The organism is Streptomyces sp. NBC_00667 (assembly GCF_036226825.1).
In the GTDB taxonomy this organism is placed as follows: domain Bacteria; phylum Actinomycetota; class Actinomycetes; order Streptomycetales; family Streptomycetaceae; genus Streptomyces.
On sequence record NZ_CP109022.1, the window covers coordinates 1687501 to 1711498 of the forward strand.

The following is a 23998-nucleotide window of genomic DNA, read 5'->3' on the forward strand; positions in this document are numbered from 1 at the left end:
GCCCTCGGCGGTCCGCCGGACCAGGGTGCGGCCGAGCAGGTCGGGGGCCACGGTGAGGACCGGGCGGTCGAAGAAGGACCGGGGCAGGGGCGTACGGTCGGGTCGCGCGCTCATCCAGTCGAGCGTACTGGAGGTCGTGCGCTTGCAACCGGGGCCTAGGGTTCCGCGTTTGTAGGGGTAGTCACCAGCCTTTACGTCACAGAGCTTCAAAGGGGAGTCAGAGCATGGGGTTCAGGAAGCTGTTCGCGGCGCTGGGTGCCGGTGGTGCCTCGGTGGACACCGTCATCACCGAACCGAACGTCGTTCCGGGCGGCATCGTCCAGGGCGAGGTCCGCATCCAGGGCGGTTCCGTCGAGCAGCAGATCGAGGGGTTGTCGGTCGGGCTCCAGGCGCGGGTGGAGGTGGAGGGCGGCGACCAGGAGCACAAGCAGGACATCGTCTTCGCGAAGCAGCGGCTGGGCGGTGCGTTCCAGGTCCAGCCGGGTGCGCTGCACGTGGTGCCGTTCGGGCTGGAGATCCCGTGGGAGACGCCGATCACCCATTTCGAGGGCCAGCACCTGCGGGGCATGAACATCGGGGTGAGCACGGAGCTGGAGATCGCCCGGGCGGTGGACGCGGGTGACCTGGACCCGATCAACGTGCACCCGGTTCCGGCGCAGCAGGCGATCTTGGACGCGTTCCGTCGGCTCGGTTTCTCGTTCCGCTCGGCGGACATGGAGCGCGGGCACATCCGCGGGACGCGGCAGACGCTGCCGTTCTACCAGGAGATCGAGTTCCTTCCGCCGTCGCAGTACCGGGGGCTGAACCAGGTGGAGCTGACGTTCGTCTCGGACGGCCGTGAGATGGACGTCGTCCTGGAGATGGACAAGAAGCCGGGCCTCTTCTCCGAGGGCAGCGACACCTACCGCTGCTTCCAGGTGGGTCTGCAGTCGTACGAGGGGACCGACTGGGCGGCGTATCTGAACCAGTGGATCGCCTCCGTGGGTTCGCACCGCAACTGGTTCTGAGGGCTGTTTAGGCTCGGGGCGGTACTGGTTAAGCGATCAGGAGGTTCAGCAGTGGCCGAGCAGAGCAGGGCGCCTCTTCCGCACGACTTCCACCCGGAGGTCGATTCCTTCTCCGTGGTGAGTGACGACCTGGCACCCGGCGCGGATCTCGGGGAGGCCCAGGTCCAGTCGGCCGGGAACCGCTCGCCGCACCTGCGGTGGGAGGGGTTCCCGGAGGGGACGAAGAGCTTCGCCGTGACGTGCTTCGACCCGGACGCGCCGACGGGCAGCGGGTTCTGGCACTGGGTGCTCTTCGACATCCCGGCCTCGGTGACGGAGTTGCCGGCCGGGGCGGGCGGCGGGAAGTTCGAGGGGTTGCCGGCCGGGGCCGTGCACGTGCGCAACGACTACGGGACGAAGGACTTCGGCGGGGCCGCCCCGCCTGCCGGGGAGCGCCACCGGTACGTGTTCACCGTGTACGCGGTGGACCAGGAGAAGCTCGGGCCCGGCTCGGACGTCTCGCCGGCGGTCGTCGGGTTCAACCTGAGGTTCCACACGTTGGGCCGTGCGCAGCTGATCGGTGAGTACGAGGCTCCGGCGAGCTGATCGTTTCCCGAGCGTTTGCCCGGTCCTGGTCTAAAGACGGCCAGGACCGGGCATTTTTATTGCGTTGTCCCGCGTGGCGCGCGCGGCCAGAGTGGTTCCGGGCCTTGCCGCCAGGGAGGTCGCGGGCCTGCACACGGGAGGTGGGCGAGATGCGGGACACGCTGGTGCTGAATGCGAGCTTCGAGCCGCTGTCGACGGTGACGTTGAACCGGGCTGTGGTACTGGTGCTCCAGGACAAGGCCGTGGTCGAACAGTCGCATCCCGAGCTGCGTGTCCGGGCGGCCACGATGGAGCTACCGATGCCGCGGGTGATCAGGCTCTGCCGGTACGTTCGGGTGCCGTTCCGAAGACACGCTCCTTGGTCGCGGCGGGGCGTGCTGGCCCGTGACCAGCACCGGTGCGCGTACTGCGGGAAGCGTGCGACGACCGTGGACCACGTGCTTCCGCGGGCCCAGGGGGGTGGCGACACCTGGCTGAACACGGTGGCGTCCTGTGCGGAGGACAACCACCGCAAGGCGGCCCGCACTCCGGAGGAGGCGGGGATGCCGTTGCTCCGCAAGCCGTTCGTTCCGTCGCCGGCGGACGCGATGCTGCTCGCGCTGGGTTCCGGCGGGCGCGAGGTATTGCCCGAGTGGCTGGCGCGTACCGCCTAGTCCGTCGAGGCACGCGGCTGCGCTGGGCTGCGTAGGCGCACTACGCCGTTCAGCGCAGGAGCAGTTGGACGATGGCGATGATCCCGACTGCGACGATGACGGCGCGCAGCACCGTCGGGGGCAGTCGGCGGCCGACCTTCGCGCCGATCTGGCCGCCGAGGGTGGAGCCGAGGGCGATGAGGACCACGGCCGTCCAGTCGAAGTCGGCGACGAAGAGGAAGAAGACGGCCGCGATGCCGTTGACGAGGGCGGCGACGACGTTCTTGACGGCGTTGATCCGTTGCAGGTCATCGTGGAGCAGCAGCCCCATCAGACCGAGGTAGAGCACTCCTTGGGCGGCGCCGAAGTAGCCGCCGTAGGCGCTGGAGAGCAGCATTCCGGTCAGCAGGGCGGGGCCGCCGTCGGGGTGTCCGGTGTCGCCGCCCGCGGCTTCCTGGCGGGCGCGCAGGGCGGCGGCGAGGCGCGGCTGGAGGACGACGAGGACGAGGGCCAGTCCGATGAGGACGGGCACGATCGTGTTGAAGGAGTCCGACGGCAGGGTGAGGAGCAGGATCGCGCCGCCGAGTCCGCCGACGAGGGAGACGGCGCCGAGCCGCAGGATGCGGGCGCGCTGGCCCTTGAGTTCCTTGCGGTAGCCGATGGCGCCGCTGATCGAGCCGGGCACGAGACCGAGGGTGTTGGACACGTTGGCGGTGACCGGCGGCAGTCCTGTGGCGAGCAGGACGGGGAAGGTGATGAGGGTGCCGGAGCCGACGATGGTGTTGATGGTGCCGGCTCCGACGCCTGCGGCGAAGACCGCGAGTGATTCCCAGATGGACATGGACGCTGCCATCCCCTTCGCATGAGTGAGTCGCCTCCCCGCCGTGAAGGTCGAGGGGCCTCACTGATCATGCAACAGGCGGCGGCCGGTCAGTCGATGGGGGGCTGTTCGCGGCGGTCCGCGGCGGCCTTGTCGGCCGCGCTCGCGCCGTCCTTGCCGGAGCCGGCCGGGTTGAAGCCCGAACCGCCGCCCATGGGACCGAAGTTGCCCATGGCGCCGGAGAGGCCCTTGAGGGCGTCGCCGATCTCGCTGGGCACGATCCAGAGCTTGTTGGCGTCGCCTTCTGCGATCTTCGGGAGCATCTGGAGGTACTGGTAGGCGAGGAGCTTCTGGTCGGCGTCGCCGGCGTGGATGGACTCGAAGACCGTACGGATGGCCTGGGCCTCGCCCTCGGCGCGCAGGGCGGCCGCCTTGGCGTCACCTTCGGCGCGCAGGATGGACGACTGCTTCTCACCCTCGGCGCGCAGGATCTCGGACTGGCGGACACCTTCGGCCTGGAGGATCGCGGCGCGCTTGTCGCGGTCGGCGCGCATCTGCTTCTCCATCGAGTCCTGGATGGAGGTCGGCGGCTCGATGGCCTTGAGCTCGACGCGGTTGACGCGGATGCCCCACTTGCCGGTTGCCTCGTCGAGTACGCCGCGCAGGGCCGCGTTGATCTCCTCGCGGGAGGTGAGGGTGCGTTCCAGGTCCATGCCGCCGATGATGTTGCGCAGGGTGGTGACGGTGAGCTGCTCGATGGCCTGGATGTAGCTGGCGACTTCGTACGTCGCGGCCCGGGCGTCGGTCACCTGGTAGTAGATGACCGTGTCGATGTTGACCACCAGGTTGTCCTGGGTGATGACCGGCTGCGGCGGGAAGGGGACGACCTGTTCGCGGAGGTCGATCCGGTTGCGGATCGAGTCGATGAACGGGACGACGATGTTAAGGCCCGCGTTGAGGGTGCGGGTGTAGCGGCCGAACCGCTCGACGATGGCGGCGCTGGCCTGCGGGATCACCTGGATCGTCTTGACCAGTGCGATGAAGACCAGAACCACCAGAATGATCAGGACGATGATGATCGGTTGCATGCGGTTCCCCGTGCCCTTCCGGCTGTCTGTGCTGCCCCGTTGATCGGAGTCTCGCAGACCCTGGGGTCGCGAGTCGGGTGGTTCTCACATGACGACCGCGGTCGCCCCGTCGATGTCGACGACGTCGACGGACTGGCCGGGTTCGAAACTGGTGTCCGAGTCGAGGGTGCGCGCGGACCAGATCTCGCCGGCGAGCTTGATGCGGCCGCCGCTGCCGTCGACGCGTTCCAGGACGAGGGCGCTCCTGCCCTTCAACGCCTCGATGCCGCTGCGGTGTTGGGGGCGTTGGTCGCGGTGGCGGTTGGCGAGGGGGCGGACGACGGCGATGAGCGCGACCGACACGGTCACGAACACCAGGACCTGGGCCACCACTCCCCCGCCGAGCGCGGCCGTCACGGCGGCGAGGGCCGCGCCGACGGCGAACATGCCGAACTCCGGCATCGCGGTGATGACCAGGGGGATGCCCAGTCCGACCGCGCCGATGAGCCACCACACCCATGCGTCGATGTTGGTCACATGGTCATGGTAGGTCTGGCGGGCGCGGTCGGGACAGGGTGCGGTGCGGACCCGCTAGCGCAGCGGGAGGCCCTGGGCGGTCCAGCGGTCGCTGTCGTTGCGCTCCACGACGAGCGGGAGGCCGAAGCACAGCGAGAGGTTGCGGGAGGTCAGTTCCAGATCGATGGGGCCGGCGGTGACGACCTTGCCCTGGCGGATCATCAGGACGTGCGTGAAGCCGGGGGCGATCTCCTCGACGTGGTGCGTGACCATGATCATGGAGGGTGCGAGAGGGTCGCGGGCGAGACGGCCGAGGCGCCGTACGAGGTCCTCGCGGCCGCCGAGGTCGAGACCGGCGGCGGGCTCGTCGAGGAGCAGCAGCTCGGGGTCGGTCATCAGGGCGCGGGCGATCAGGGTGCGCTTGCGTTCGCCCTCGGAGAGGGTGCCGAACTTCCGGTCGAGGTAGTCCGTCATGCCGAGGCGGTCGAGGAACGCGCGGGCGCGCTGCTCGTCGATGTCCTCGTACTCCTCCTGCCAGGTCGCCGTCATGCCGTAGGCGGCGGTGAGGACGGTCTCCAGGACGGTCTGCCGCTTGGGGAGCTTGTCGGCCATCGCGATGCCGGCGACTCCGATGCGGGGGCGCAGGTCGAAGACGTTCACCTTGCCGAGGGTGCTGCCGAGGATGGTGGCCCCGCCCGCGGTGGGGAAGAGGTAGCTGGAGGCGACATTGAGCAGGGTGGTCTTCCCGGCGCCGTTGGGGCCGAGGATCACCCAGCGCTCCCCCTCCTTCACCGACCAGGAGACCTGGTCCACCAGCGCCCGGCCCTCGCGGACCACGGATACGTCCACCAGCTCCAGAACATCGCTCATGAGCGTGTTGTCTCCCCTTGCAGTCTCGGTTCGTCTGTGCACCGGTAGGCGCAGCCCCAGGGGAAAACCTACGCCACTGGCGGAGGGGTACGGGCGCCAGGCCGGTCCCGCGGGCCGATCCGTAAAGTGGGGGGATGCTTTTCGAACCACGTTCAGGGCGGCTTGCCGCCTGGGGGAACGCGCTGCTGGCCGGTCTCGTCTCGCCCGACGAGGCCGTGCTGTCGATCGTGGGTGAGGACGCCGTGCACCGGGTGGAGGGACTGCCCGGGGAGACGGGTCCGGTGGGGCTGACGCTGGCGCTGGGCCGGATGCGGGCGCTGGGGGTGACCGGGCTGCGGGTGGCCCTGCCGGCGCCGGGGCATCCGCTGGGGCTCAGCGGGCCGCCGGAGTTCAACGCGCGGGCGCTGGAGGCCGAGGAGGCGGTGATCGCGGTGGGGGCGGCGCTGGGTCTGGTGCCGGAGGTCGCCGAGGCGGGGCCGGAGGGGGACGTGCACGTCTCGGTGACGTGGCACTGCCTGCCGGTGCGGGAGGCGCCGCCGGCGGACGTGCCGTCGCTCGGCGAGGCGGAGCGGGAGCTGGCGGAGGCGCTGCGCGAGGCGACGGTGGTGCTGACGCGGCTGGACGTGGCGGGGTCGGGGCCGGTGGCGGAGGCGGCACTGTCGGCGTACCGGGCGCGGGCGGAGTCCGGCGGGGAGGTGCTGGCGCCGGGGTATCCGGCGCGGGCGGTGCGGGTGCTGGCGCTGGCGCAGCGGGTGGACCTGCTGGTGTCGCTGGCGTACGAGAACGGGCACGGGGGTGCGGTGGCCGCGTCGGAGATGGCGGCGCGGGCGGAGGCCTTGCGGCCCGTTGAGCGGGTGGCCCGGCGGGCGCTGGTGGCGGCGTACAACGCGGCGGTCGAACAGCGGGGCTGAGGGGCCCCTGCGGGGTGCTCCGGTGCGGGGGTGCTCCGGCGCTGCGACTGCGACCGGAGTCCGCTGCGGACCCTCGGGTGCGGCGCCGTCGCGCAAGCGGCCCCCGGCTGCGCCGGGCCTGGTGGGGCTCCGCCCCACGCCCCGCGCCTCCAACGCCGACGGGGCTGGACGTGCCGGCCGGGCGCTGGAAAACGGCGGCGGGGGATGCGCCGGCCCGGCGGCGGGGACGGCCCCGCTTCCGGGGAGAGGGGGAAGCGGGGCCGGGTGGGGAGGGGTCAGGCGTTGATGCCCGAGTTGCCGAAGGCGGGGTTCAGGAGGCCGATCACGTTGACCGAGTTGCCCACCACGTTGACGGGGACGTTCACGGGGGCCTGGACCAGGTTCCCCGAGGCCACGCCCGGCGAGTTCTGGGCCGCGCCCTCCGCCGACGCACCACCGTGCGCCGAGGAGACACCCGCGCCGGCGGCGATGAGGCCGCCCGCGATCATGGTGACGGCGGTGGCCTTCTTGAAGTTCTTCACGTTCTTCTTCCTCCATACGTCCGCCGCGACCAGCCGTCGCGGCGTGCATGGAGAACGGCCACACGCGTGCCCGGATACGCCGTGTGGGCGACATACACCCGATCGTATGAAGAGGGCTCAAGCCTCCACGATGCCGTGGCGGACCGCCCACAGGGCGGCCTGCGTGCGGTCGGAGAGGTCCAGTTTCATCAGGATGTTCGAGACGTGCGTCTTGACCGTCTTCTCGGACAGGACCAGCGCCCGGGCGATCTCCCGGTTCGCCCGGCCGTCCGCGATGAGGGAGAGGACCTCGCGTTCCCGGTCGGTCAGCGCGCCCGCGCGCGGTGAGGACGACGGCTGGTCCTCCTGGGCGAGCAGGGCGCGGGCCACCTCCGGCTGGAGCAGGACGTGGCCCGCGTGGACCGAGCGGATGGCTCCCGCCAGGGCGTCGGGGTCGATGTCCTTGTAGACGTATCCGGCGGCCCCGGCCCGCAGGGCGGGGACCACCGTCCGCTGTTCGGTGAAGCTGGTGACGACCAGGACCCGCGCCGGGTTCTCCAGTTCGCGCAGCCGCCGCAGTGCCTCGATGCCGTCGGTACCGGGCATCTTGACGTCCATGAGGATCACGTCGGGGCGCAGTTCCCCGGCGCGGGCGATGCCCTCCTCGCCGTCCGCGGCCTCGCCGACGACCTCGATGTCCTCCTGTACTTCCAGGAAGGTGCGCAGGCCGCGCCGGACCACCTGGTGGTCGTCGACCAGCAGGACGCGGATGGGTGTGTCAGCCACCGGGGACCTCCATCTCGATCGTGGTGCCCCCACCGGGCTGCGAGCGGACTTCGAGCCGGCCCCCGACGCCGCCGGCCCGGTCCCGCATGGAGACGAGGCCCAGGTGGCGGCCGGCCGCGCGGATGGTGGAAGGGGAGAAGCCGCTTCCGTTGTCCGTGACGGTCAAGGCGGCTCCCGCGGCCCGGCGGACGAGGGTGACCTCGACCCGGTCGCCGCCGGAGTGGCGCAGGGCGTTGTGGAGGGCCTCCTGGGCGACGCGCAGGAGGGCTTCCTCCTGGGTCGCGGGGAGGGCCCGTACGCCGTCGCAGACGAAGGTGACGTGCGCGGTGTGGGCGCGGTCCAGGACGCGGACGTGGTCGCGCAGGGTCGCGACGAGTCCGTCCTCGTCCAGGGCCGCGGGGCGCAGCTCGGTCACGGCGGCGCGCAGTTCGTCGGCGGCCCCGGCGGCCAGGGCGGCGACCTGCTGGAGTTCGTCCTTGGCCCGGGCCGGGTCGCGGTCCACGAGGGCGGCGGCGGCCTGGGCGGTCAGGCGCAGGGAGAACAGCTTCTGGCTGACGGCGTCGTGCAGCTCGTGGGCGAGGCGGGAGCGCTCCTCGGCGATGGTGAGCTCGCGGCTGCGTTCGTAGAGGCGGGCGTTGGTGAGGGCGATCGCGGCGTGCTGGGCGAGGAGGGAGAGGAGTTCCTCGTCCTCGTCGCAGAAGCCCCGGGTGCCGGGCCGGCCGCCGGTGTCGCGCTTGTTCGCGAGGAAGAGGGCGCCGAGGGTCTCCTCGCCGTCCCGGATGGGCATGCCGAGGAAGTCGGCCATGTCGGGGTGCGCGGCGGGCCAGCCGCCGAAGCGGGGGTCCTCGCGTACGTCGGTGAGCCGCTGGGGGCCCTCGTCGTGGAGCATCGCGGCGAGGATGCCGTGCTGGCGGGGCAGGGGGCCGATGCTCCTCCACTGCTCCTCGCTGACGCCGTCCACGACGAACTGGGCGAAGCCGCCGTGGTCGTCGGGGACGCCCAGGGCCGCGTACTCGGCGTCCAGGAGCTCCCGCGCGGAGACGACGATCGTCCGCAGGACGTCGTGGACCTCCAGGCGGCGGCTCATGGCCAGCAGCGCGGTACTGACGGCGGCCAGTCCGGTGCAGGGTCCGTTGCGGTGCATGGGCTCACCGTACCGGCGGCCCTGACCTGCGGGATCGGTCTGCGGGCGTAGGGCTGGGGACCCGGGCGGGAGGGGACGCGGGGACGGTCGCGGCGTTCGCGCACGGGCAGGTCCCGCATACGGGGCCGGTACGGGGGTACGGGCGTCCGGGTCGGCCGCAGGGGCGGCGGGGCGGCGGCCGGCTCGGTCTGCGGGACGAGGCTCGGGACCTTCGCCTGCGACCTGAGGATGACACCGTTCACGGATTGCATTGCACCGGCAACTTACGGTGAAACCGTTACCTGCCCGATGTGAGCCCCGGCATAGGACGCAGGTCACTTACGAAGCTGCGTAGTACGTAAGTAAAGGCACCGTCAGCACTGCTGCGCCTTGCCGCGATGCCTGCAATCAAGCCTCAGCGGACGATCCTGATCCACTAAGCGGGATCGTACGTCACACCTTTGCCATGCCTTTTTGCCACCGCTAAGAATGTCGACGTCGCACAGCGCCGCGATCTCCGGATCCCGCGGCGCTTTCCTGCGGCCCCCGCTATTCGAAGAGGTTGCTCACGCATGTCCGAGACCAGCACCCCCGGCCACAGTCTTCGTCCGACCAAGGCCCAGAAGCTCTCCTTCGCCGGCATCGCCACCCTCGGTGCCGCCGCGCTCGCCTTCTCCCTCGTTCCGGCCAACGCCGCCGAGACGAGCGGGACGACGGTCGCCCTCGCCCCCGTGGCGTGGACGAAGGTCGTGGACGGCGCCCAGACGAAGACCGTGCAGGCGCACCTCGGCACGCAGCTCGCCATAGCCAAGACCAAGGCCGCGGCCGACGCGAAGGCCAAGGCGAAGGCCGAGGCCGATGCGAAGAAGGCGCGCGAGCAGAAGGCCGCCGCCAGCCGTTCCGCGGTCCGCGCCCCGGTCTTCGCGAACAACCTGGACGGCTGGATCAAGGAAGCCCTGTCCATCATGAAGCGCGAGGGCATCCCGGGCACCTACGCCGGCATCCACCGCAACATCATGCGTGAGTCCAGCGGCAACCCCCGGGCGATCAACAACTGGGACATCAACGCCCAGAACGGCATCCCGTCCAAGGGTCTCCTCCAGGTCATCCAGCCGACCTTCGCCGCCTACCACGTCAAGGGCACGAAGTTCGACCTGTACGACCCCGTCGCGAACATCGTCGCCGCCTGCAACTACGCGGCCGACCGCTACGGCTCGATGGACAACGTCAACAGCGCCTACTGAGGCCTGGCGGCGGAGCAACCCCCATGCGCCTCAGGGCGGCCCCCGGTGTTCCGGGTGCCGCCCTGAGGCGTTTCGCGCGCTTGCCGAGAGGATGCGTCCTGTCCGGGCCCGGGCCTAGTTGCCGGCGCGCATGACCTCGGGCTCGTGGCGGCGCAGCAGGCGCTGTACCACGAAGCCGCAGGCGACGCCGATCAGCAGCAGGATGGTGATGTCCAGGCTCCACTGGCCGATCGAGTGGTCCCACAGCGGGTCGGTGTTCGACGGGTTGTCGTGGTCCCACGGCGGCATGAGCTGGCCGAGGTTCAGCGTCGTGCCCGCGGCGGCGATGGCCCAGCGGGACGGCATCAGCCAGGCGACCTGCTCCAGGCCGATGGAGTCGTAGACCTTGAACAGGATGCCGGTGAAGACGACCTGGACGATCGCGAACATCACCAGCAGCGGCATGGTCTTCTCGGCGGTCTTCACCAGCGAGGAGATCACGAGGCCGAACATCATCGAGGTGAAGCCGAGTGCGGTGACGGACAGGCACAGCTCGACGGCCGGCGGCATGAGCAGGCCCTCGGTGGGCAGGTCGCGCGGGGTGAAGCCGATCACGCAGATGATCACGCCCTGGACGGCCGTGATGACACCGAGGACGATCACCTTCGACATGAGGTACGCGGACCGGGACAGGCCGGTCGCGCGTTCACGCTCGTAGATGACGCGTTCCTTGATCAGCTCGCGGACCGAGTTCGCGGCGCCGGAGAAGCACATGCCGACGCAGAGGATCAGCATGATCGTGCCCGCGTCGCCGTTGAAGCGCGACGGCGCCTTGGGCGGCGCGAGGCCGAAGGTGGCGGGGATGACCGTGGAGACCACGCCCAGCACCGCCGGCAGGATCAGCATCAGCCCGATGAAGCCCTTGTCGGACGCGATCACCGCGAGGTAGCGGCGGATCAGCGTCCACAGCTGCGAGCCCCAGCCCTGCGGCTTGGGCGGGCGCATCTGCTGCGCGGGCGGCAGCGCGACGGACTGCGGGGCCACCGCGTCGATGTCGGCGGCGTACAGCTGGTAGTGCTGCGAGCCCTTCCAGCGGCCGGCCCAGTCGTAGTCGCGGAAGTTCTCGAAGGCGGAGAACACGTCGGCCCACGTGGAGTAGCCGAAGAAGTTCAGCGCCTCGGCCGGCGGGCCGAAGTAGGCGACCGACCCGCCCGGGGCCATGACCAGCAGCTTGTCGCAGATGGACAGCTCCGCGACGGAGTGGGTGACGACGAGGACCGTGCGGCCGTCGTCGGCGAGGCCGCGCAGCAGCTGCATGACGTCGCGGTCCATGCCCGGGTCGAGGCCGGAGGTGGGCTCGTCGAGGAAGATCAGGGAGGGCTTGGTGAGCAGCTCCAGGGCGACGGACACGCGCTTGCGCTGACCGCCCGAGAGCGAGGTGATCTTCTTGTCCTTGTGGATGTCGAGCTTGAGCTCGCGCAGCACCTCGTCGATGCGGGCGGCGCGCTCGGACTCGGCGGTGTCGCCGGGGAAGCGGAGCTTGGCCGCGTACTTGAGGGCGGTGCTGACCTTGAGTTCCTTGTGCAGGATGTCGTCCTGCGGGACCAGGCCGATGCGCTGGCGGAGCTCCGCGAACTGCTTGTACAGGTTGCGGTTGTCGTAGAGGACGTCGCCCTGGTTGGCGGGCCGGTAGCCGGTCAGCGCCTTGAGCAGGGTCGACTTTCCGGAGCCGGAGGGGCCGATGACGCCGATGAGCGACTTCTCCGGGACGCCGAAGGTGACGTCCTTGAGGATCTGCTTGCCGCCGTCGACGGTGACGGTGAGGTGGCGGGCCGAGAAGGAGACGTCGCCGGTGTCGACGAACTCCTCCAGCCGGTCCCCGACGATCCGGAACGTGGAGTGGCCGACGCCGACGATGTCGTTGGGGCCGAGGAGCGCGGTTCCGGACTTGGGCAGCGGCTGGCCGTTGACGTAGGTGCCGTTGTGGCTGCCCAGGTCGTGGATCTCGAAGCGGCCGCCGGTGGAGCGGAACTCCGCGTGGTGGCGCGAGACCTGCAGGTCGGAGACGACGAGCTCGTTCTCCAGGGCACGGCCGATGCGCATGACGCGGCCGACGGCGATCTGGTGGAACGTCGTCGGGCTGCGGTCGCTGTAGCCGGGTGTCGCTCCCTGCGCGGGCTGGGCGCCGCCGCCCTGCTGCTGCGGGAAGTGCGGCTGGGCCTGGTGCTGGGGGTGCTGGTGCTGTTGGGGCGGTGCCTGCTGCTGCCAGGCCTGCTGCTGGGGCGGGGCCTCGTACGCGGGGGCCTGCTGCTGGGGCGGGGCCTCGTACGCGGGGGCCTGCCCCTGGTAGGCGGGCGCAGCCGCCGCGACGGCGGCGCTCAGGTTCAGCCTCGGCCCGTCGGTCGCGTTGCCGAGGTGGACCGGCGTACCGGGCACGAGTTCGGTCTGCTGGACCCGACTCCCGTGCACATAGGTGCCGTTGGTGCTGCCGTGGTCCTCGAGACCCCAACCACGGCCGTTCCAGGTGATGGTGGCGTGCCGCCACGACACCCGGGCGTCGTCGATCACCACGTCTCCCTGGGGGTCGCGCCCCAGCGAGTACGACCTGGACGGATCGAGCGTCCAGGTCCTGCCATTCAATTCCAGTACGAGTTCCGGCACTCCAGCCCCACTTAAGTCCCCCGAGAATCCCCCTGGCGTCAGGGAGTCCGACGTCAGGGAGTCTAGGGATGGCGAACATCCGGGGGAACTATTTCAGGCCCGGGCCCACATGTGGAATCGGGGCCTCGCCGGGGGTCCGCGTAGCGGCGCAGACCCGGTCGAAAGCCACCGGGAGGGCACGGGGGGAGCACTCCCCCGGCGTCACTCCGCCGCCACGTCCGGATGGCGTGCGGGCAAACACCGGGGGAAGGTTGTGACCGCTGGGTGGGACGGGGGTCCTGGTCCGGGAGTGGTCAAGATACGGTGAGAGGACCATGAGCGCTTCGCAGACCTCCGACGTCCCCACCCTCCTCGTCAAGATCTTCGGCAAGGACCGTCCCGGGATCACCGCCGGGCTGTTCGACACCCTCGCCGCCTACTCCGTCGACGTGGTCGACATCGAGCAGGTCGTCACCCGCGGCCGCATCGTCCTGTGCGCCCTCGTCACCATGCCCGTGGGCGGCACCGAGGGCGAGCTGCGGGCCACCGTCCACAGCTGGGCCGAGTCGCTCAAGATGCAGGCCGAGATCCTTTCCGGAACCGGCGACAACCGGCCGCGCGGCAGCGGCCGCTCGCACGTGACCGTGCTCGGGCACCCCCTGACCGCCGAGTCGACGGCGGCCATAGCGGCCAGGATCACCGGGACGGGCGGCAACATCGACCGCATCTTCCGCCTGGCGAAGTATCCGGTGACGGCCGTGGAATTCGCCGTCTCCGGCGCGGAGACGGAGCCGCTGCGGACCGCGCTGGCGACCGCCGCCGCGCAGATCGGCGTCGACGTGGCCGTGGTGTCGGCGGGACTGCACCGCCGGGCGCAGCGCCTGGTCGTGATGGACGTGGACTCGACGCTGATCCAGGACGAGGTCATCGAGCTGTTCGCGGCGCACGCCGGCTGTGAGGCCGAGGTCGCGGAGGTCACCGAGCGGGCGATGCGCGGGGAGCTCGACTTCGAGCAGTCGCTGCACGCCCGGGTCGCGCTGCTCGCGGGGCTGGACGCCTCCGTCGTGGACAAGGTGCGTTCCGAGGTGCGGCTCACCCCCGGCGCCCGGACCTTGATCCGGACGCTCAAGATGCTCGGCTACCAGGTCGGGGTGGTCTCGGGCGGGTTCACGCAGGTCACGGACGACCTCCGGGAGCGGCTCGGCCTGGACTTCGCCTCGGCGAACACGCTGGAGATCGTCGACGGGAAGCTGACCGGCCGGGTCACGGGCGAGATCGTGGACCGGGCGGGCAAGGCCCGGCTGCTGCGCCGCTTCGCGGCGGAGGCGGGTGTGCCGCTGGCCCAGACCGTGGCGATCGGTGACGGCGCCAACGACCTGGACATGCTGAACGCGGCCGGGCTGGGCGTGGCCTTCAACGCCAAGCCGGTGGTCCGCGAGGCCGCGCACACGGCGGTGAACGTGCCGTTCCTGGACGCGGTGCTGTACCTGCTCGGCATCACGCGCGAAGAGGTGGAAGCCGCCGATCTGGCCTGACGGCCCGGCCCGCGCCGACGGCCCCGGCCGGCCTTGAGGGCCGCCTTGAGGGCCGCCTTGAGGGGCCGCCTTGAGGGGGGCCGGCCTGCGCGGGCGCGGACCGGCGCCATTACCCGCCCCAGCCCATACCGGACGGTCTGTTCTCCAGGCGTCCCGGCCGGACGTTCCGGCCCGCTCGCGTCGATCCCCCCACATCCCCTTTGAGCCGCCCTCGACGGGCCTTCTAGCGAGCCGTTCTCAAGCGGCCTTCGCTAGAAAGGCGCTAACCGGCCAAGTCGTTCAAGGGGAGCCAATGACTCGAAGCGTGCTCATCACAGGGGGGTCGGGCGGTATCGGCCGGTCCTGCGTGGAGAGGTTCGCCCGCGAAGAAGACTGGACGGTCTGGTTCACCTACCGTCATGGGCGGGACCGGGCCGAGGAACTCGTACAGGAGCTGGCCCTCACCGGCCGGGCCAAGGTGGAGGCGTTCCCCTTCGCCCAGGGCGACTGGGAGGATCACGAGCGGCTGCTGGACCGGCTGCCCGGCCCCGTCGACGTCCTGGTGAACAACGCGGCCGTCGGCTCCAAGACCATCGAGCAGCACACCGACGGCCCCCGGCACACCAAGGCGTCGGCCTTCTTCCAGATCAACGCGGTGGGCCCGCTGTGGCTCGTCGACGGGCTGCTCCCGGGCATGCTGGAGCGCGGGTTCGGGAAGATCGTCAACATTTCCAGCGTGGGCGGCGGGATCTTCCAGTTCCCGGGCTTCCACCCCGCCGACGGGATGAGCAAGGCCGCGCTGACCTATCTGACCCGCCACCTCGCCGCCGAACTGGTGCACGCCCCGGTCCACGTCTTCGCCCTGTGCCCGGGCGTGGTCGAGACCCACATGTTCCACGCCAGCACCCTGGACAAGCTGACGCCCGAGGAGCGCGCCGCGCTCACCGCACGACTGCCCGGCTCGCGCATGATCCGCCCCGAGGAGATAGCGGAGTTCGTGTGGTGGCTGGCCGGTGACCAGTCCGCCGCCCTGCACGGCGCCGTCATCGACGCCTCCATGGGCCTCGGCGTCAATCCCGGCCTGCTGACCGCCGCCGGTGTCGACAGCGGGAGGGCCTGATGGTTTCCCGCCAGGCCGCCCGGCTCCTCGCCGACACCCCCGCCATCGCCGAGGCGCACTTCCGCGCCGAGGCCGAGCCGTACGACGCCCGCCTGCGCCCGGACGGCTACCTCAACCTGGGTACCGCCGAGAACCGCCTGCTGTGGGACCTGCTCGAAGCCCGGCTGGCCGGGCTGCCGACGATGCGGGAGGGCGCGGCCCGCTACGCCCCGCTGCACGGCACCGACGAACTGCGCGAGCGGGTCGCCGCCCTACTGTCCGGGACCTTCGGTACGCCGCTGGACGCCCAGGACCTGGTGGTGATCAGCGGGGCGACCGGGGCACTGGACGCGATCGCCTCCGTCCTGTGCGATCCGGGCGAGGCGATCGTGGTGCCCGCCCCCTACTACGGGGCCTTCGACACCGATCTCGGCGGGCGCTCCGGCGCCCGGATCCTGCCCGCGCCGCTCTCCCCCGGCGACGGCTTCCGGCTGAGCGCCGCGGCCGTCGACAGGGCACTGCGCGAGGCACGGTCCGCCGGTACGACGGTCCGCGCGGTCGCCCTGTCCTCCCCCTCCAACCCCATCGGGGAGGTGCACCCGCCGCAGGTGCTCGCCGAGCTGCTGCGGGTGGTGCGCGCGCACGACGTGGACCTGATCTCCGACGAGATCTACGCGCACGCCGTCTTCGGCGCCCGGGGCTTCACCAGCGCCGCCGACCCGGCCGTGAACCCGCACTGGGCCGGGCGCACCCACGTCGTATGGGGCTTCGCCAAGGACTTCGGGTTGCCCGGCTTGAAGACCGGTGTCCTGCACACCCGCGCCCCGCAGGTCCTGGCAGCGGCCCGCGCGATGGCCTACTTCGCACCCGTCTCCACGGCCACGCAGGAGACGCTGGCCGCCCTGCTGGCCGATCAGGAGTGGGCGGCCGGCTTCCTCAAGGCCGGCCGGGAGCGGCTCGCCGCCTCGTACGGCCACCTCGTCGCCCTGCTGGAGGCGCACGGCCTCCCGTACGCGCCTGCCGAGGCGGGGTTCTCCGTGTGGCTGGACCTGCGCCGCTGGCTGCCCGGTACCGGTTTCGACGCCGAGGAACGGCTGTGGCGGGGGCTGCTGGACTCCGCGAAGGTCAGCATCCTGCCCGGCGGGGCGTTCCGGTCGCCGCAGCCCGGCTGGTTCCGGCTGTGCCACACCGTCGACGCGCCGCTGGTCGCCGAGGCGGTCCGGCGGATCGCCGCCCACCTGGGCCCTGTCCCGTACACCCCCGCGAACGGAGGTCCCTCATGAGCGCCGCGCCCGGTCCCCTCGACCGCTGGTACGAGATCGCCGGCGTACGCGGCGGCGTACGGCGGATCTTCCACGCCGAGGCCGAGCAGGGGCGGGTCTTCTTCCCCGACGCGCTGGTGCCGCACCTGGCCCATCCGGAGGTGAAGGCACTGGCCCCGGAGCGGATCCGGGAGATCTCCGTACGGCACCTCTACCAGTTCCTGCACTCCACGACGCACCTGGAGACCCGGGTGGTCAACGGGGCGGCCGAGCCCGTCGCCAACGGCATCTCCGGGCTGCACTTCCCCACGGCGCTGCGGATGGACGCCTTCAAGGTGTACTGCGACGAGGGCTACCACGCCCTGTACAGCCTCGACCTCGCCGACCAGGTCGCCGCCGTCACCGGCATCCCGGTCCCGGACGTCGACTACGGCGGCTTCGTCACCGCCCTCCAGGACAGCGGGCGGCGCCTGCTGCCCGACGATCCGGTGCTGGCCGGCCAGTTGCAGGCGGTGGTCTTCGAGACGCTGATCACGGCGGTGTTGAACGAGGTGCCGCAGGACCCGACCGTGGTGAGCACCGTCCGCGAACTGATGCGGGACCACGCCAAGGACGAGGGCCGCCACCACCGCTTCTTCTCCGCGTTCTTCCTGGAACTGTGGGCGCGGCTCGACCCGGGCCGGCGGATCGCGGCGGCGCGGGCCCTGCCGGCCATGATCCGTGCGGCGCTCGACTGGGACCTGGAGCCGGTCCGCGCATCCCTGCGGCTGGCGGGCCTGGACGACGACCGTGTCGAGGCGGTCCTGGAGGACAGTTACGGCGGCGGCGCGGGCGCGGACCGCATCCAGAGCATCTCCCGCTCGACGTTGCGGCTGTGCGCCCAGGTCGACGCGTTCGACCTGCCGGGCGTCACCGAGGCGTTCGCGGCGTACGGGCTGCGCGCACCGGAGGACTGCGATGACTGAGGCAGTGGGGACGTCGGAGCGGGCGGCCCACCCGGAGCGGGCGGCGGAGCCGGAGGGCGTCACCTACGCGAACTACCTGCGGCTGCCCGAACTGCTGTCGCTCCAGGTTCCGCTGGCCGACGGGGCACACGACGAGCGGCTGTTCATCACCGTCCACCAGGTGCAGGAACTGTGGTTCGGCCAGCTGCTCGCCGAACTGGCCGACGCCCGCGGGCGGATGCTCGACGGGGACGCCCGCACGGCCCGGGTACGGCTCGTACGGTGCGTCGGGATCACCCGGGTGCTGATCGCGGGGATCCGGCCGCTGCGCGGGATGCCGCCCCGGGAGTTCCACGCCTTCCGGGGGGTGCTGGGCAGCAGCAGTGGCGCGCAGTCGGCGCAGTACGTCGAGATCGCCGTGCTGTGCGGCGCCGACTGGGTGCGCGGCGCGTACGGGGACCGGGTCATCGCGGGGCTGAGCGGGCCGGAGCAGGAGCGGCTGCGCGAGCGCCTCGCGCAGCCCACGGTGTGGGACGCGTTCGTGGCGCTCCTGGGCAAGGCGGGTTTCGCTGTGGCGGACGAGGAGGGCCGGCGGGCGGCGTACGAGCGGCTGGCGGGCCCCTGGGCCGAGGGGGCTCCCGCGCAGTTCGCGGAGTTGAGCGAGCTGGTGGAGGCGCTGGTCGACCTGGACGAGGCCTGGACCGAGTGGCGGGCCTGCCACGCGCTCCTCGTGGAGCGCCAGATCGGCAGTGGCCCGGGGTCGGGCGGCAGCACCGGCGTCGCCCATCTGCGGGCGTCGGTGCACCGTCGGTTCTACCCCGAGCTGTGGCGGGCGCGGGACGCGGCGCTGCCCGAGGTGGCGTACGGGCGCTGAGAGCAGGACGCGGAGCCAGGACGCGGAGCCCGGCCACACGGAGGTGGCCCGGCTCCGCGGCGGGGCGGCAGGTGTCAGTGGTCCGACGGGGTCCAGAAGTCCAGCAGGGTGCCGACGCCGTGCTCCAGGGACTTCCAGCCGCCGGTGAAGGAGACGACGGCGAGGGCCGAGGTCGGGAAGCCGCTGCGGCTCATCCGCTGGAGCGTGTCCCCCTGGGCCGTCCCGGACAGGGCGTCGGCGAGGGCGTGCATCCCCGGGTTGTGGCCGATGACCAGGAGGTCGGCCACCTCGTCGGAGGTCTCGTTCAGCAGGGCGATGAGCTCGCCCAGCGAGGCGTCGTAGAGCCGCTCCTCGTACGTGGTCCTCGGCCGGTGCGGGAGTTCCTGGACGGCGAGCTTCCAGGTCTCGCGGGTGCGGGCGGCGGTCGAGCAGAGGGCCAGGTCGAAGCCGATGCCGGTCTGCGCCAGTTTCCGGCCGGCGGCCGGGGCGTCCTGGCGGCCGCGTTCCGCCAGTGGGCGTTCGTGGTCCGTGCCGTCCGACCATTCGGCCTTGGCGTGCCGGAGGAGGACGATCCTGCGGGGTGTGTCGGCGCTCATGGATCCCAGCTTCGCATGAAAGGAGCCATGGGGCGCGGGGTGTTGAGGGGTTCGCCGCCGGGTTGCGGCGTCTTCATGCGCCCCCGGTGCGCCCCGGCGTGCGCCGGTCAGCCGACCGCACGCAGCAGCTGTGCCGTGACGTGGACCAGTGAGGAGCCCTCGCCGCTCGCGGCGTGTGCCTCGCCGGATCCCGCCAGGAGCAGCAGCAGGAGGCAGAAGGCGAGCGCGGGCAGGGCCAGCGCCCACCAGTGCAGCCGGGCGTCGGCGCCCGTACCGGGCGCGGAGGCGCGACGGCGGGTGACGGACGGGGTGTGCGTGGGGGCCGACATGGCCGCCTCCGGGGGTGTGCTGGTGGTCTGGCTCGCGGTGTCGAATCTATTGATCCGGCTCCGCGGCTCCCATCCGGGGCACACCCCAGTTCACCCTGAGCCTGACCCCCTAGGGGTACGGGGGCTTTCCCCACCCCGCACCTGCCGGGGGCGGGTGTCAGGGGGAGGCGAGCGTGGCGATCACGGAGATGATGACGGTCACGACGAGCATCGCGCCCAGCACGAGGCCGAGCTTCTTGTGGCCGTTCTGGGGGTTCGGTTCGAGTACGGGCGACATGCCGCTCAGTGTCCCATGCCGCATTCGTCCTCGATCGTCCGGTCCCGTCCGGCGAGTACGCCGAGCACGATCTGCGGGACCAGCAGCCCGGCCATGAGGGCCAGGGGCAGGTCCCAGCCGCCGCTGTGCTGGTAGAGCGCGCCGATGAGCAGCGGGCCGGGGAGGGAGATGAGGTAGCCGGCGCTCTGGGCGAAGGCGGAGAGCTTGACGACCCCGGCCGGCGACTTGGCCCGCAGCCCGATCATGGTGATGACCAGCGGGAAGGCACAGTTGGAGACGCCGAGCAGGAGCGCCCAGGCCCAGGCCCCGGCGGCGGGGGCGAGCCAGAGGCCGGCGTACCCGAGGAACCCGAAGAGGCCGAGGGTGACGGCGATGGGGCCCTGGTGGCGCATCCGGCCGGCGAGGCGGGGGATGACGAAGGCGAGCGGGACGCCCATGAACATGGTGACGGCGAGCAGCACGCCGGCCGTGGAGGCGGAGACCCCGGAGTCGCGGAAGATCTGCGCGAGCCAGCCCATGGTGACGTAGGCGCCGGTGGCCTGGAGGCCGAAGTAGCAGGCCAGGGCCCAGGCGGTACGGCTGCGCACGACGCGCGGGCCGGTGTCGGCGGCCGCCCCGGCGGGGGCGGCCCCCCTGGCCCTGCGGCCTGCGGCGGCGATGGGCAGCCAGGGCAGCACGGCGGCGACGGCGAGGAAGGCCCAGACGAGCAGGCCGGTGCGCCAGCTGCCGCCCAGGGCGGAGGTGAGCGGGACGGTCGAGGCGGCGGCGAGGGAGGTGCCGGCCGCCAGTGCCATCGAGTAGACGCCGGTCATGGTGCCGACGCGGTCCGGGAACCAGCGCTTGATGATCACCGGGAGCAGCACGTTGGTCAGGGCTATGCCGGCCAGGGACAGGGCGCTGGCCGCGAGGAACCCGGCGGCGTCGGTCGCGAAGGGCCGGATCAGCAGGCCGGCGGCGACCGCGGCCATGCCCGCGCAGACGACGGCGGCCGGCCCGAAGCGCCGGGAGAGGCGCGGTGCGGTGACGCCGAAGACGGCGAAGCAGAGGGCGGGGACCGAGGTGATGAGCCCGGCGACCGTGCCGCTCATGCCCAGACCGGTGCGGGTCTCTTCGAACAGGGCTCCGAGGCTGGTGATGGCGGGCCGCAGGTTCAGGGCGGCGATGACGATGCCGGCGATGAGCACGGGTCCCAGCCACGCCGGCTCGGCGTTCGCGGAGGCGGCCGACGGCTGCTGGGGCGCCGTGCGGGCGGTCTGGGGCCGGATCACGGTCTGGACTTCATCCTCGGACATTGCTCCATCATAGAATCATGGGATGATTGGTTGTCCAGTCTCCTGGACCGCTCGTCTTCCGCATCCACGTCCGGAGAGGACCCCGACCGCATGCCGCTGACCTCGCCCCGGCGATCCGCGCTCGTCGACCAGGTGATCGCCCAGCTCAGGAACCAGATCACCTCCGGTGAGTGGCCCGTGGGCGCCCGGATCCCCACCGAACCCGAGCTGGTCGAGCTACTGGGCGTCGCCCGCAACACGGTGCGGGAGGCCGTCCGGGCCCTCGCCCACAACGGCCTCCTCGACATCCGCCAGGGCTCGGGCACCTACGTCCTCGCCACCAGCGAGCTGGCCGGGGTGATGCACCGCCGCTTCGCGGGCGCCGACCCCCGGCACATCGCCGAGCTGCGCTCCACGCTGGAGTCCTCGGCGGCCCGGCTGGCGGCGGAGCGCCGCACCGAACGGGACCTCGACCAGCTGGACGCGCTGCTGGCCCGGCGCGAGGAGGCCTGGCGCAGCGGGGACGCGGAGCTGTTCGTGGCGGCGGACGTCAGCCTGCACATGGCGGTGGTGACGGCCTCGCACAACGAGGTGCTGGTGGGCCTGTACGCGGACCTGGGCGACCTGGTGGCGGACTGGCTGCGGGCGGACGTCGGGCCGGAGCTGACCCCCCAGACGCACATGGACCACGCCCGGCTGATCGAGGCGATCCGGCGCGGGGACGCGGACACGGCCGCGTCGGAGGCGGCGGGCTATCCGTTCGCCTGCCTGCGGGGGCAGTAGCCGTCAGGTCAGCCCGGCTCGTGGCTCACCCACGCCGAGCGGACCTCCTTCCAGCACCGGCCGGTGAGCTCGGCCCGGCCGGCGGGTCCCACGGCGACGGCCGCGCCGTCCCCGTCGATGTCCCACCACCGGTCGCACTCCACGTGCAGCCGCACCAGGTCGGTCCGCGGGAAGCTGTTGTGGCAGTACGCCGTCACCTGCGAGGCCTCGATCACGGTGTCGCAGTCGGCGCCGAACAGCTCACGGGCGGGCGGTTTTGACGGCACGGGCGGCTCGGCGGGGATCTCGTCCAGGTCCACGGCGGCCAGGTCCACGAGGCCCGCGTCCTCGAGGGCCTGTCCCCCGGCGGTCTGTCCCCCGACGGTCTGGCCTTCGACGGCCTGTCCCTCGACGGCCTCGGGAGGCCGCCCCCCGATGCCCTGGCTCCCCACTCCCTGTTCCCCGGCGGCCGGGACCGGCTGCGCGACGGCTCCCGGGATCAGGAGGGCGGCCAGGGCCACCGAGGTGACCAGCAGTGATACCGCTCGGCTCGGCCTCGCGCCCACGCCCGTACCTCCTCCCCGAAGGACCCGGGAAGATCCCGGCCCGGTCAGTTTGCAGGCACATGTCCCGGTTTACGACTCGGGAAGATCCGGTCAGACGACGAACATCCGATCGAGCGCCCCGCGAAACCGTGCCCGCCAGGCGCGAAACGGCGGTGGCCGCGCCTCCCCGGGGGGAAGCGCGGCCACCGCCGTACGGACGTAAGGGGGCGGAGGTCAGGCGCCCATGGCGTGCAGGCCGCCGTCCACGTGGACGATCTCGCCCGTGGTCTTCGGGAACCAGTCGGAGAGCAGGGCCACGATGGCCCGGCCCGTCGGCTCCGGGTCGCTCATGTCCCACTCCAGCATGGAGCGGGAGTTCCACACGTCGGCCAGGTCGGAGAAGCCCGGGATGGACTTCGCGGCCATCGAGCCGAGCGGACCGGCCGAGACCAGGTTGCAGCGGATGTTCTCCTTGCCCAGGTCACGGGCGAGGTAGCGGCTCGTGGCCTCCAGCGCGGCCTTCGCCGGGCCCATCCAGTCGTACTGCGGCCAGGCGAACTGCGCGTCGAAGGTCAGGCCGACGACGGCCGCGCCCTCGTGCGGGAACAGCGGCTTGCAGGCCATGGTGAGCGACTTCAGCGAGAACGCCGAGACGTGCATGGCGGTGGCGACCGACTCGAACGGGGTGTTCAGGAAGTTGCCGCCCAGGGCGTCCTGCGGCGCGAAGCCGATGGAGTGGACGACCCCGTCCAGGCCGCCGAGCTCGTCGCGGACGAGCTGCTCCAGGCGGGCCAGGTGCTCCTCGTTGGTGACGTCGAGCTCGATCACCTTGACCGGCTTGGGCAGCTTCTTGGCGATGCGCTCGGTCAGCGAGGGGCGCGGCCACGCCGTGAGGATGACTTCGGCGCCCTGCTCCTGGGCCAGCTTGGCGGCATGGAAGGCGATGGACGACTCCATCAGCACCCCCGTGATGAGGATGCGCTTGCCTTCGAGAATTCCACTCATGGTGATCAGTGACCCATGCCCAATCCGCCGTCTACGGGAATGACGGCTCCGGTGATGTACGCGGCGTTGTCGGACGCCAGGAAGCTCACGGCCGCCGCGACCTCCTCGGGCTGCGCGTAGCGGCCCAGGGGCACCTGGCCCACGATGGCCGCGCGCTGCTCGTCGGTGAGCACCTTCGTCATGTCGGTGTCCACGAAACCGGGGGCGACGACGTTGAAGGTGATGTTGCGGGATCCGAGCTCACGGGCGAGCGAGCGGGCGAAGCCCACGAGGGCGGCCTTCGAGGCGGCGTAGTTGGCCTGGCCGGCCGCTCCGAGGAGACCGACGACCGAGGAGATCAGGACGACGCGGCCCTTCTTGGCGCGCAGCATCCCGCGGTTGGCCCGCTTGACGACCCGGAACGTGCCGGTGAGGTTGGTGTCGACGACGGACGCGAAGTCCTCCTCGGACATCCGCATGAGCAGCGTGTCCTTGGTGATGCCGGCGTTGGCCACCAGCACCTCGACCGCGCCGTGCTTGTCCTCGATCTCCTTGTAGGCCTGCTCCACCTGCTCCGAGTCGGTGATGTCGCAGCGGACCGCCAGGACACCCAGCGAGGCGAGCTCCTGCGGCGGCTCGCCGGACCGGTACGTGATCGCGACCTTGTCGCCCGCCTCCGCGAAGACTCGGGCGATGGCGAGGCCGATGCCCCGGTTTCCTCCGGTGACGAGAACCGAGCGGCTCAACGGATCACCCTTTCGCTTAGCTGTGTGATGAACAAAAACCTATCGGTCCCGCCCTGGATAAGGAGAATCGGGGCCCGACAGGGCCTTGCCGCAGCCTCTGTGGAGTCTCTACAGA

Annotated in this window: 27 protein-coding genes (1 of these 27 cut by a window edge); 11 read left to right on the forward strand and 16 right to left on the reverse strand. The window is 71.5% G+C overall.

All coding sequences use genetic code 11. The features are described 5' to 3' along the window. A protein-coding gene (locus OHA81_RS08050; RefSeq protein ID WP_329194102.1) for a DNA-3-methyladenine glycosylase crosses the window boundary here: on the reverse strand, positions 1 to 114 show its 5' portion. 528 nt of this gene lie to the left of the window's left edge; 114 of the gene's 642 nt are visible here — the first part of the coding sequence; it begins with the start codon at positions 112 to 114; the stop codon falls past the left edge of the window. Positions 115 to 224: 110 nt separating this feature from the next. Between OHA81_RS08050 and OHA81_RS08055 the strand changes: the two genes are divergently transcribed. The 3 genes from OHA81_RS08055 to OHA81_RS08065 all read left to right on the forward strand — a co-directional run bounded on the left by OHA81_RS08055 (position 225) and on the right by OHA81_RS08065 (position 2245). Continuing rightward, positions 225 to 1007, forward strand: a complete 783-nt coding sequence (locus OHA81_RS08055; protein ID WP_329194104.1) for a sporulation protein — start codon at positions 225 to 227, stop codon at positions 1005 to 1007. A gap of 51 nt (positions 1008 to 1058) precedes the next feature. Next, positions 1059 to 1592 carry a YbhB/YbcL family Raf kinase inhibitor-like protein gene (locus tag OHA81_RS08060; protein WP_329194106.1) on the forward strand — a complete coding sequence of 178 codons (534 nt, stop codon included), beginning with the start codon at positions 1059 to 1061 and terminating at the stop codon, positions 1590 to 1592. Positions 1593 to 1741: 149 nt separating this feature from the next. Then, entirely contained in the window at positions 1742 to 2245 is a 504-nt protein-coding gene (locus OHA81_RS08065; protein WP_136216287.1) for an HNH endonuclease, read from the forward strand. Positions 2246 to 2294: 49 nt separating this feature from the next. Here OHA81_RS08065 and OHA81_RS08070 read toward each other — a convergent pair whose 3' ends face one another. The 4 genes from OHA81_RS08070 to OHA81_RS08085 form a co-directional block, all read right to left on the reverse strand. After that, the gene (locus tag OHA81_RS08070) at positions 2295 to 3065 is read right to left on the reverse strand and encodes a sulfite exporter TauE/SafE family protein (RefSeq protein WP_329194112.1); all 771 of its coding nucleotides are present in this window, start codon (positions 3063 to 3065) and stop codon (positions 2295 to 2297) included. Between the two features lie 89 nt (positions 3066 to 3154). Next, complete coding sequence (locus OHA81_RS08075; protein ID WP_329194115.1) at positions 3155 to 4132, reverse strand: SPFH domain-containing protein; 978 nt, start codon at positions 4130 to 4132, stop codon at positions 3155 to 3157. Between the two features lie 84 nt (positions 4133 to 4216). Then, on the reverse strand, positions 4217 to 4648 hold the full coding sequence (locus tag OHA81_RS08080; protein ID WP_329194118.1) for an NfeD family protein: 432 nt from the start codon (positions 4646 to 4648) through the stop codon (positions 4217 to 4219). Between the two features lie 54 nt (positions 4649 to 4702). Continuing rightward, on the reverse strand, positions 4703 to 5497 hold the full coding sequence (locus OHA81_RS08085; protein ID WP_329194120.1) for an ABC transporter ATP-binding protein: 795 nt from the start codon (positions 5495 to 5497) through the stop codon (positions 4703 to 4705). 134 nt (positions 5498 to 5631) lie between these two features. Here OHA81_RS08085 and OHA81_RS08090 point away from each other — a divergent pair, with 134 nt between their 5' ends. Further along, a complete protein-coding gene (locus tag OHA81_RS08090; protein WP_329194122.1) occupies positions 5632 to 6408 on the forward strand; it encodes a hypothetical protein in 777 nt (258 codons plus the stop codon). A 275-nt stretch (positions 6409 to 6683) separates the two neighbouring features. On the opposite strand, the gene OHA81_RS08095 is transcribed toward OHA81_RS08090, so the two are convergent. The 3 genes from OHA81_RS08095 to OHA81_RS08105 form a co-directional block, all read right to left on the reverse strand. After that, positions 6684 to 6929, reverse strand: a complete 246-nt coding sequence (locus OHA81_RS08095; RefSeq protein ID WP_329194124.1) for a chaplin — start codon at positions 6927 to 6929, stop codon at positions 6684 to 6686. Between the two features lie 117 nt (positions 6930 to 7046). Next, a complete protein-coding gene (locus OHA81_RS08100) occupies positions 7047 to 7694 on the reverse strand; it encodes a response regulator transcription factor (RefSeq protein WP_329194126.1) in 648 nt (215 codons plus the stop codon). Continuing rightward, complete coding sequence (locus tag OHA81_RS08105) at positions 7687 to 8838, reverse strand: GAF domain-containing sensor histidine kinase (RefSeq protein WP_329194128.1); 1152 nt, start codon at positions 8836 to 8838, stop codon at positions 7687 to 7689. The genes OHA81_RS08100 and OHA81_RS08105 overlap by 8 nt, the downstream gene beginning before the upstream one ends. Positions 8839 to 9389: 551 nt before the next feature. On the opposite strand from OHA81_RS08105, the gene OHA81_RS08110 reads away from it, so the two are divergent. Then, on the forward strand, positions 9390 to 10061 hold the full coding sequence (locus tag OHA81_RS08110; protein WP_329194130.1) for a transglycosylase SLT domain-containing protein: 672 nt from the start codon (positions 9390 to 9392) through the stop codon (positions 10059 to 10061). A gap of 114 nt (positions 10062 to 10175) precedes the next feature. On the opposite strand, the gene OHA81_RS08115 is transcribed toward OHA81_RS08110, so the two are convergent. After that, positions 10176 to 12701: an ABC transporter ATP-binding protein/permease gene (locus OHA81_RS08115; protein WP_329194132.1), complete on the reverse strand. Its 2526-nt coding sequence runs from the start codon at positions 12699 to 12701 to the stop codon at positions 10176 to 10178. 314 nt (positions 12702 to 13015) lie between these two features. Between OHA81_RS08115 and serB the strand changes: the two genes are divergently transcribed. From serB to OHA81_RS08140, 5 genes are all read left to right on the forward strand, one after another. Then, complete coding sequence (serB, locus tag OHA81_RS08120; protein WP_329194134.1) at positions 13016 to 14215, forward strand: phosphoserine phosphatase SerB; 1200 nt, start codon at positions 13016 to 13018, stop codon at positions 14213 to 14215. 304 nt (positions 14216 to 14519) lie between these two features. Then, positions 14520 to 15314, forward strand: a complete 795-nt coding sequence (locus OHA81_RS08125) for an SDR family NAD(P)-dependent oxidoreductase (protein ID WP_329194136.1) — start codon at positions 14520 to 14522, stop codon at positions 15312 to 15314. Then, on the forward strand, positions 15314 to 16576 hold the full coding sequence (locus tag OHA81_RS08130) for an aminotransferase class I/II-fold pyridoxal phosphate-dependent enzyme (protein WP_329194137.1): 1263 nt from the start codon (positions 15314 to 15316) through the stop codon (positions 16574 to 16576). The genes OHA81_RS08125 and OHA81_RS08130 overlap by 1 nt, the downstream gene beginning before the upstream one ends. Continuing rightward, positions 16573 to 17520, forward strand: coding sequence for a diiron oxygenase (locus tag OHA81_RS08135; protein ID WP_329194139.1), 948 nt, complete (start codon positions 16573 to 16575; stop codon positions 17518 to 17520). Before OHA81_RS08130 ends, OHA81_RS08135 begins: the two co-directional genes overlap by 4 nt. Then, positions 17513 to 18373, forward strand: coding sequence for a tryptophan 2,3-dioxygenase family protein (locus OHA81_RS08140; protein WP_329194141.1), 861 nt, complete (start codon positions 17513 to 17515; stop codon positions 18371 to 18373). Before OHA81_RS08135 ends, OHA81_RS08140 begins: the two co-directional genes overlap by 8 nt. A 74-nt stretch (positions 18374 to 18447) precedes the next feature. On the opposite strand, the gene OHA81_RS08145 is transcribed toward OHA81_RS08140, so the two are convergent. From OHA81_RS08145 to OHA81_RS08160, 4 genes are all read right to left on the reverse strand, one after another. After that, positions 18448 to 18969 (reverse strand): SixA phosphatase family protein, encoded by a 522-nt coding sequence (locus tag OHA81_RS08145; protein WP_329194143.1) that lies wholly within the window; start codon positions 18967 to 18969, stop codon positions 18448 to 18450. 107 nt (positions 18970 to 19076) lie between these two features. Then, the gene (locus OHA81_RS08150) at positions 19077 to 19298 is read right to left on the reverse strand and encodes a hypothetical protein (RefSeq protein ID WP_329194145.1); all 222 of its coding nucleotides are present in this window, start codon (positions 19296 to 19298) and stop codon (positions 19077 to 19079) included. Between the two features lie 157 nt (positions 19299 to 19455). Beyond that, on the reverse strand, positions 19456 to 19575 hold the full coding sequence (locus tag OHA81_RS08155; protein ID WP_329194147.1) for an SGM_5486 family transporter-associated protein: 120 nt from the start codon (positions 19573 to 19575) through the stop codon (positions 19456 to 19458). Positions 19576 to 19580: 5 nt separating this feature from the next. Next, entirely contained in the window at positions 19581 to 20867 is a 1287-nt protein-coding gene (locus OHA81_RS08160; protein WP_329194149.1) for a CynX/NimT family MFS transporter, read from the reverse strand. A gap of 90 nt (positions 20868 to 20957) precedes the next feature. On the opposite strand from OHA81_RS08160, the gene OHA81_RS08165 reads away from it, so the two are divergent. Next, on the forward strand, positions 20958 to 21629 hold the full coding sequence (locus tag OHA81_RS08165; protein ID WP_329194151.1) for a FadR/GntR family transcriptional regulator: 672 nt from the start codon (positions 20958 to 20960) through the stop codon (positions 21627 to 21629). Between the two features lie 8 nt (positions 21630 to 21637). On the opposite strand, the gene OHA81_RS34585 is transcribed toward OHA81_RS08165, so the two are convergent. The 3 genes from OHA81_RS34585 to fabG form a co-directional block, all read right to left on the reverse strand. Beyond that, complete coding sequence (locus tag OHA81_RS34585) at positions 21638 to 22174, reverse strand: hypothetical protein (RefSeq protein WP_443056470.1); 537 nt, start codon at positions 22172 to 22174, stop codon at positions 21638 to 21640. A 213-nt stretch (positions 22175 to 22387) separates the two neighbouring features. Further along, positions 22388 to 23158 carry an enoyl-ACP reductase FabI gene (gene fabI / locus OHA81_RS08175; RefSeq protein ID WP_329194152.1) on the reverse strand — a complete coding sequence of 257 codons (771 nt, stop codon included), beginning with the start codon at positions 23156 to 23158 and terminating at the stop codon, positions 22388 to 22390. Positions 23159 to 23163: 5 nt separating this feature from the next. Continuing rightward, positions 23164 to 23883 (reverse strand): 3-oxoacyl-[acyl-carrier-protein] reductase, encoded by a 720-nt coding sequence (gene fabG, locus OHA81_RS08180; protein ID WP_329194153.1) that lies wholly within the window; start codon positions 23881 to 23883, stop codon positions 23164 to 23166. Between the last annotated feature and the right edge of the window lie 115 nt (positions 23884 to 23998).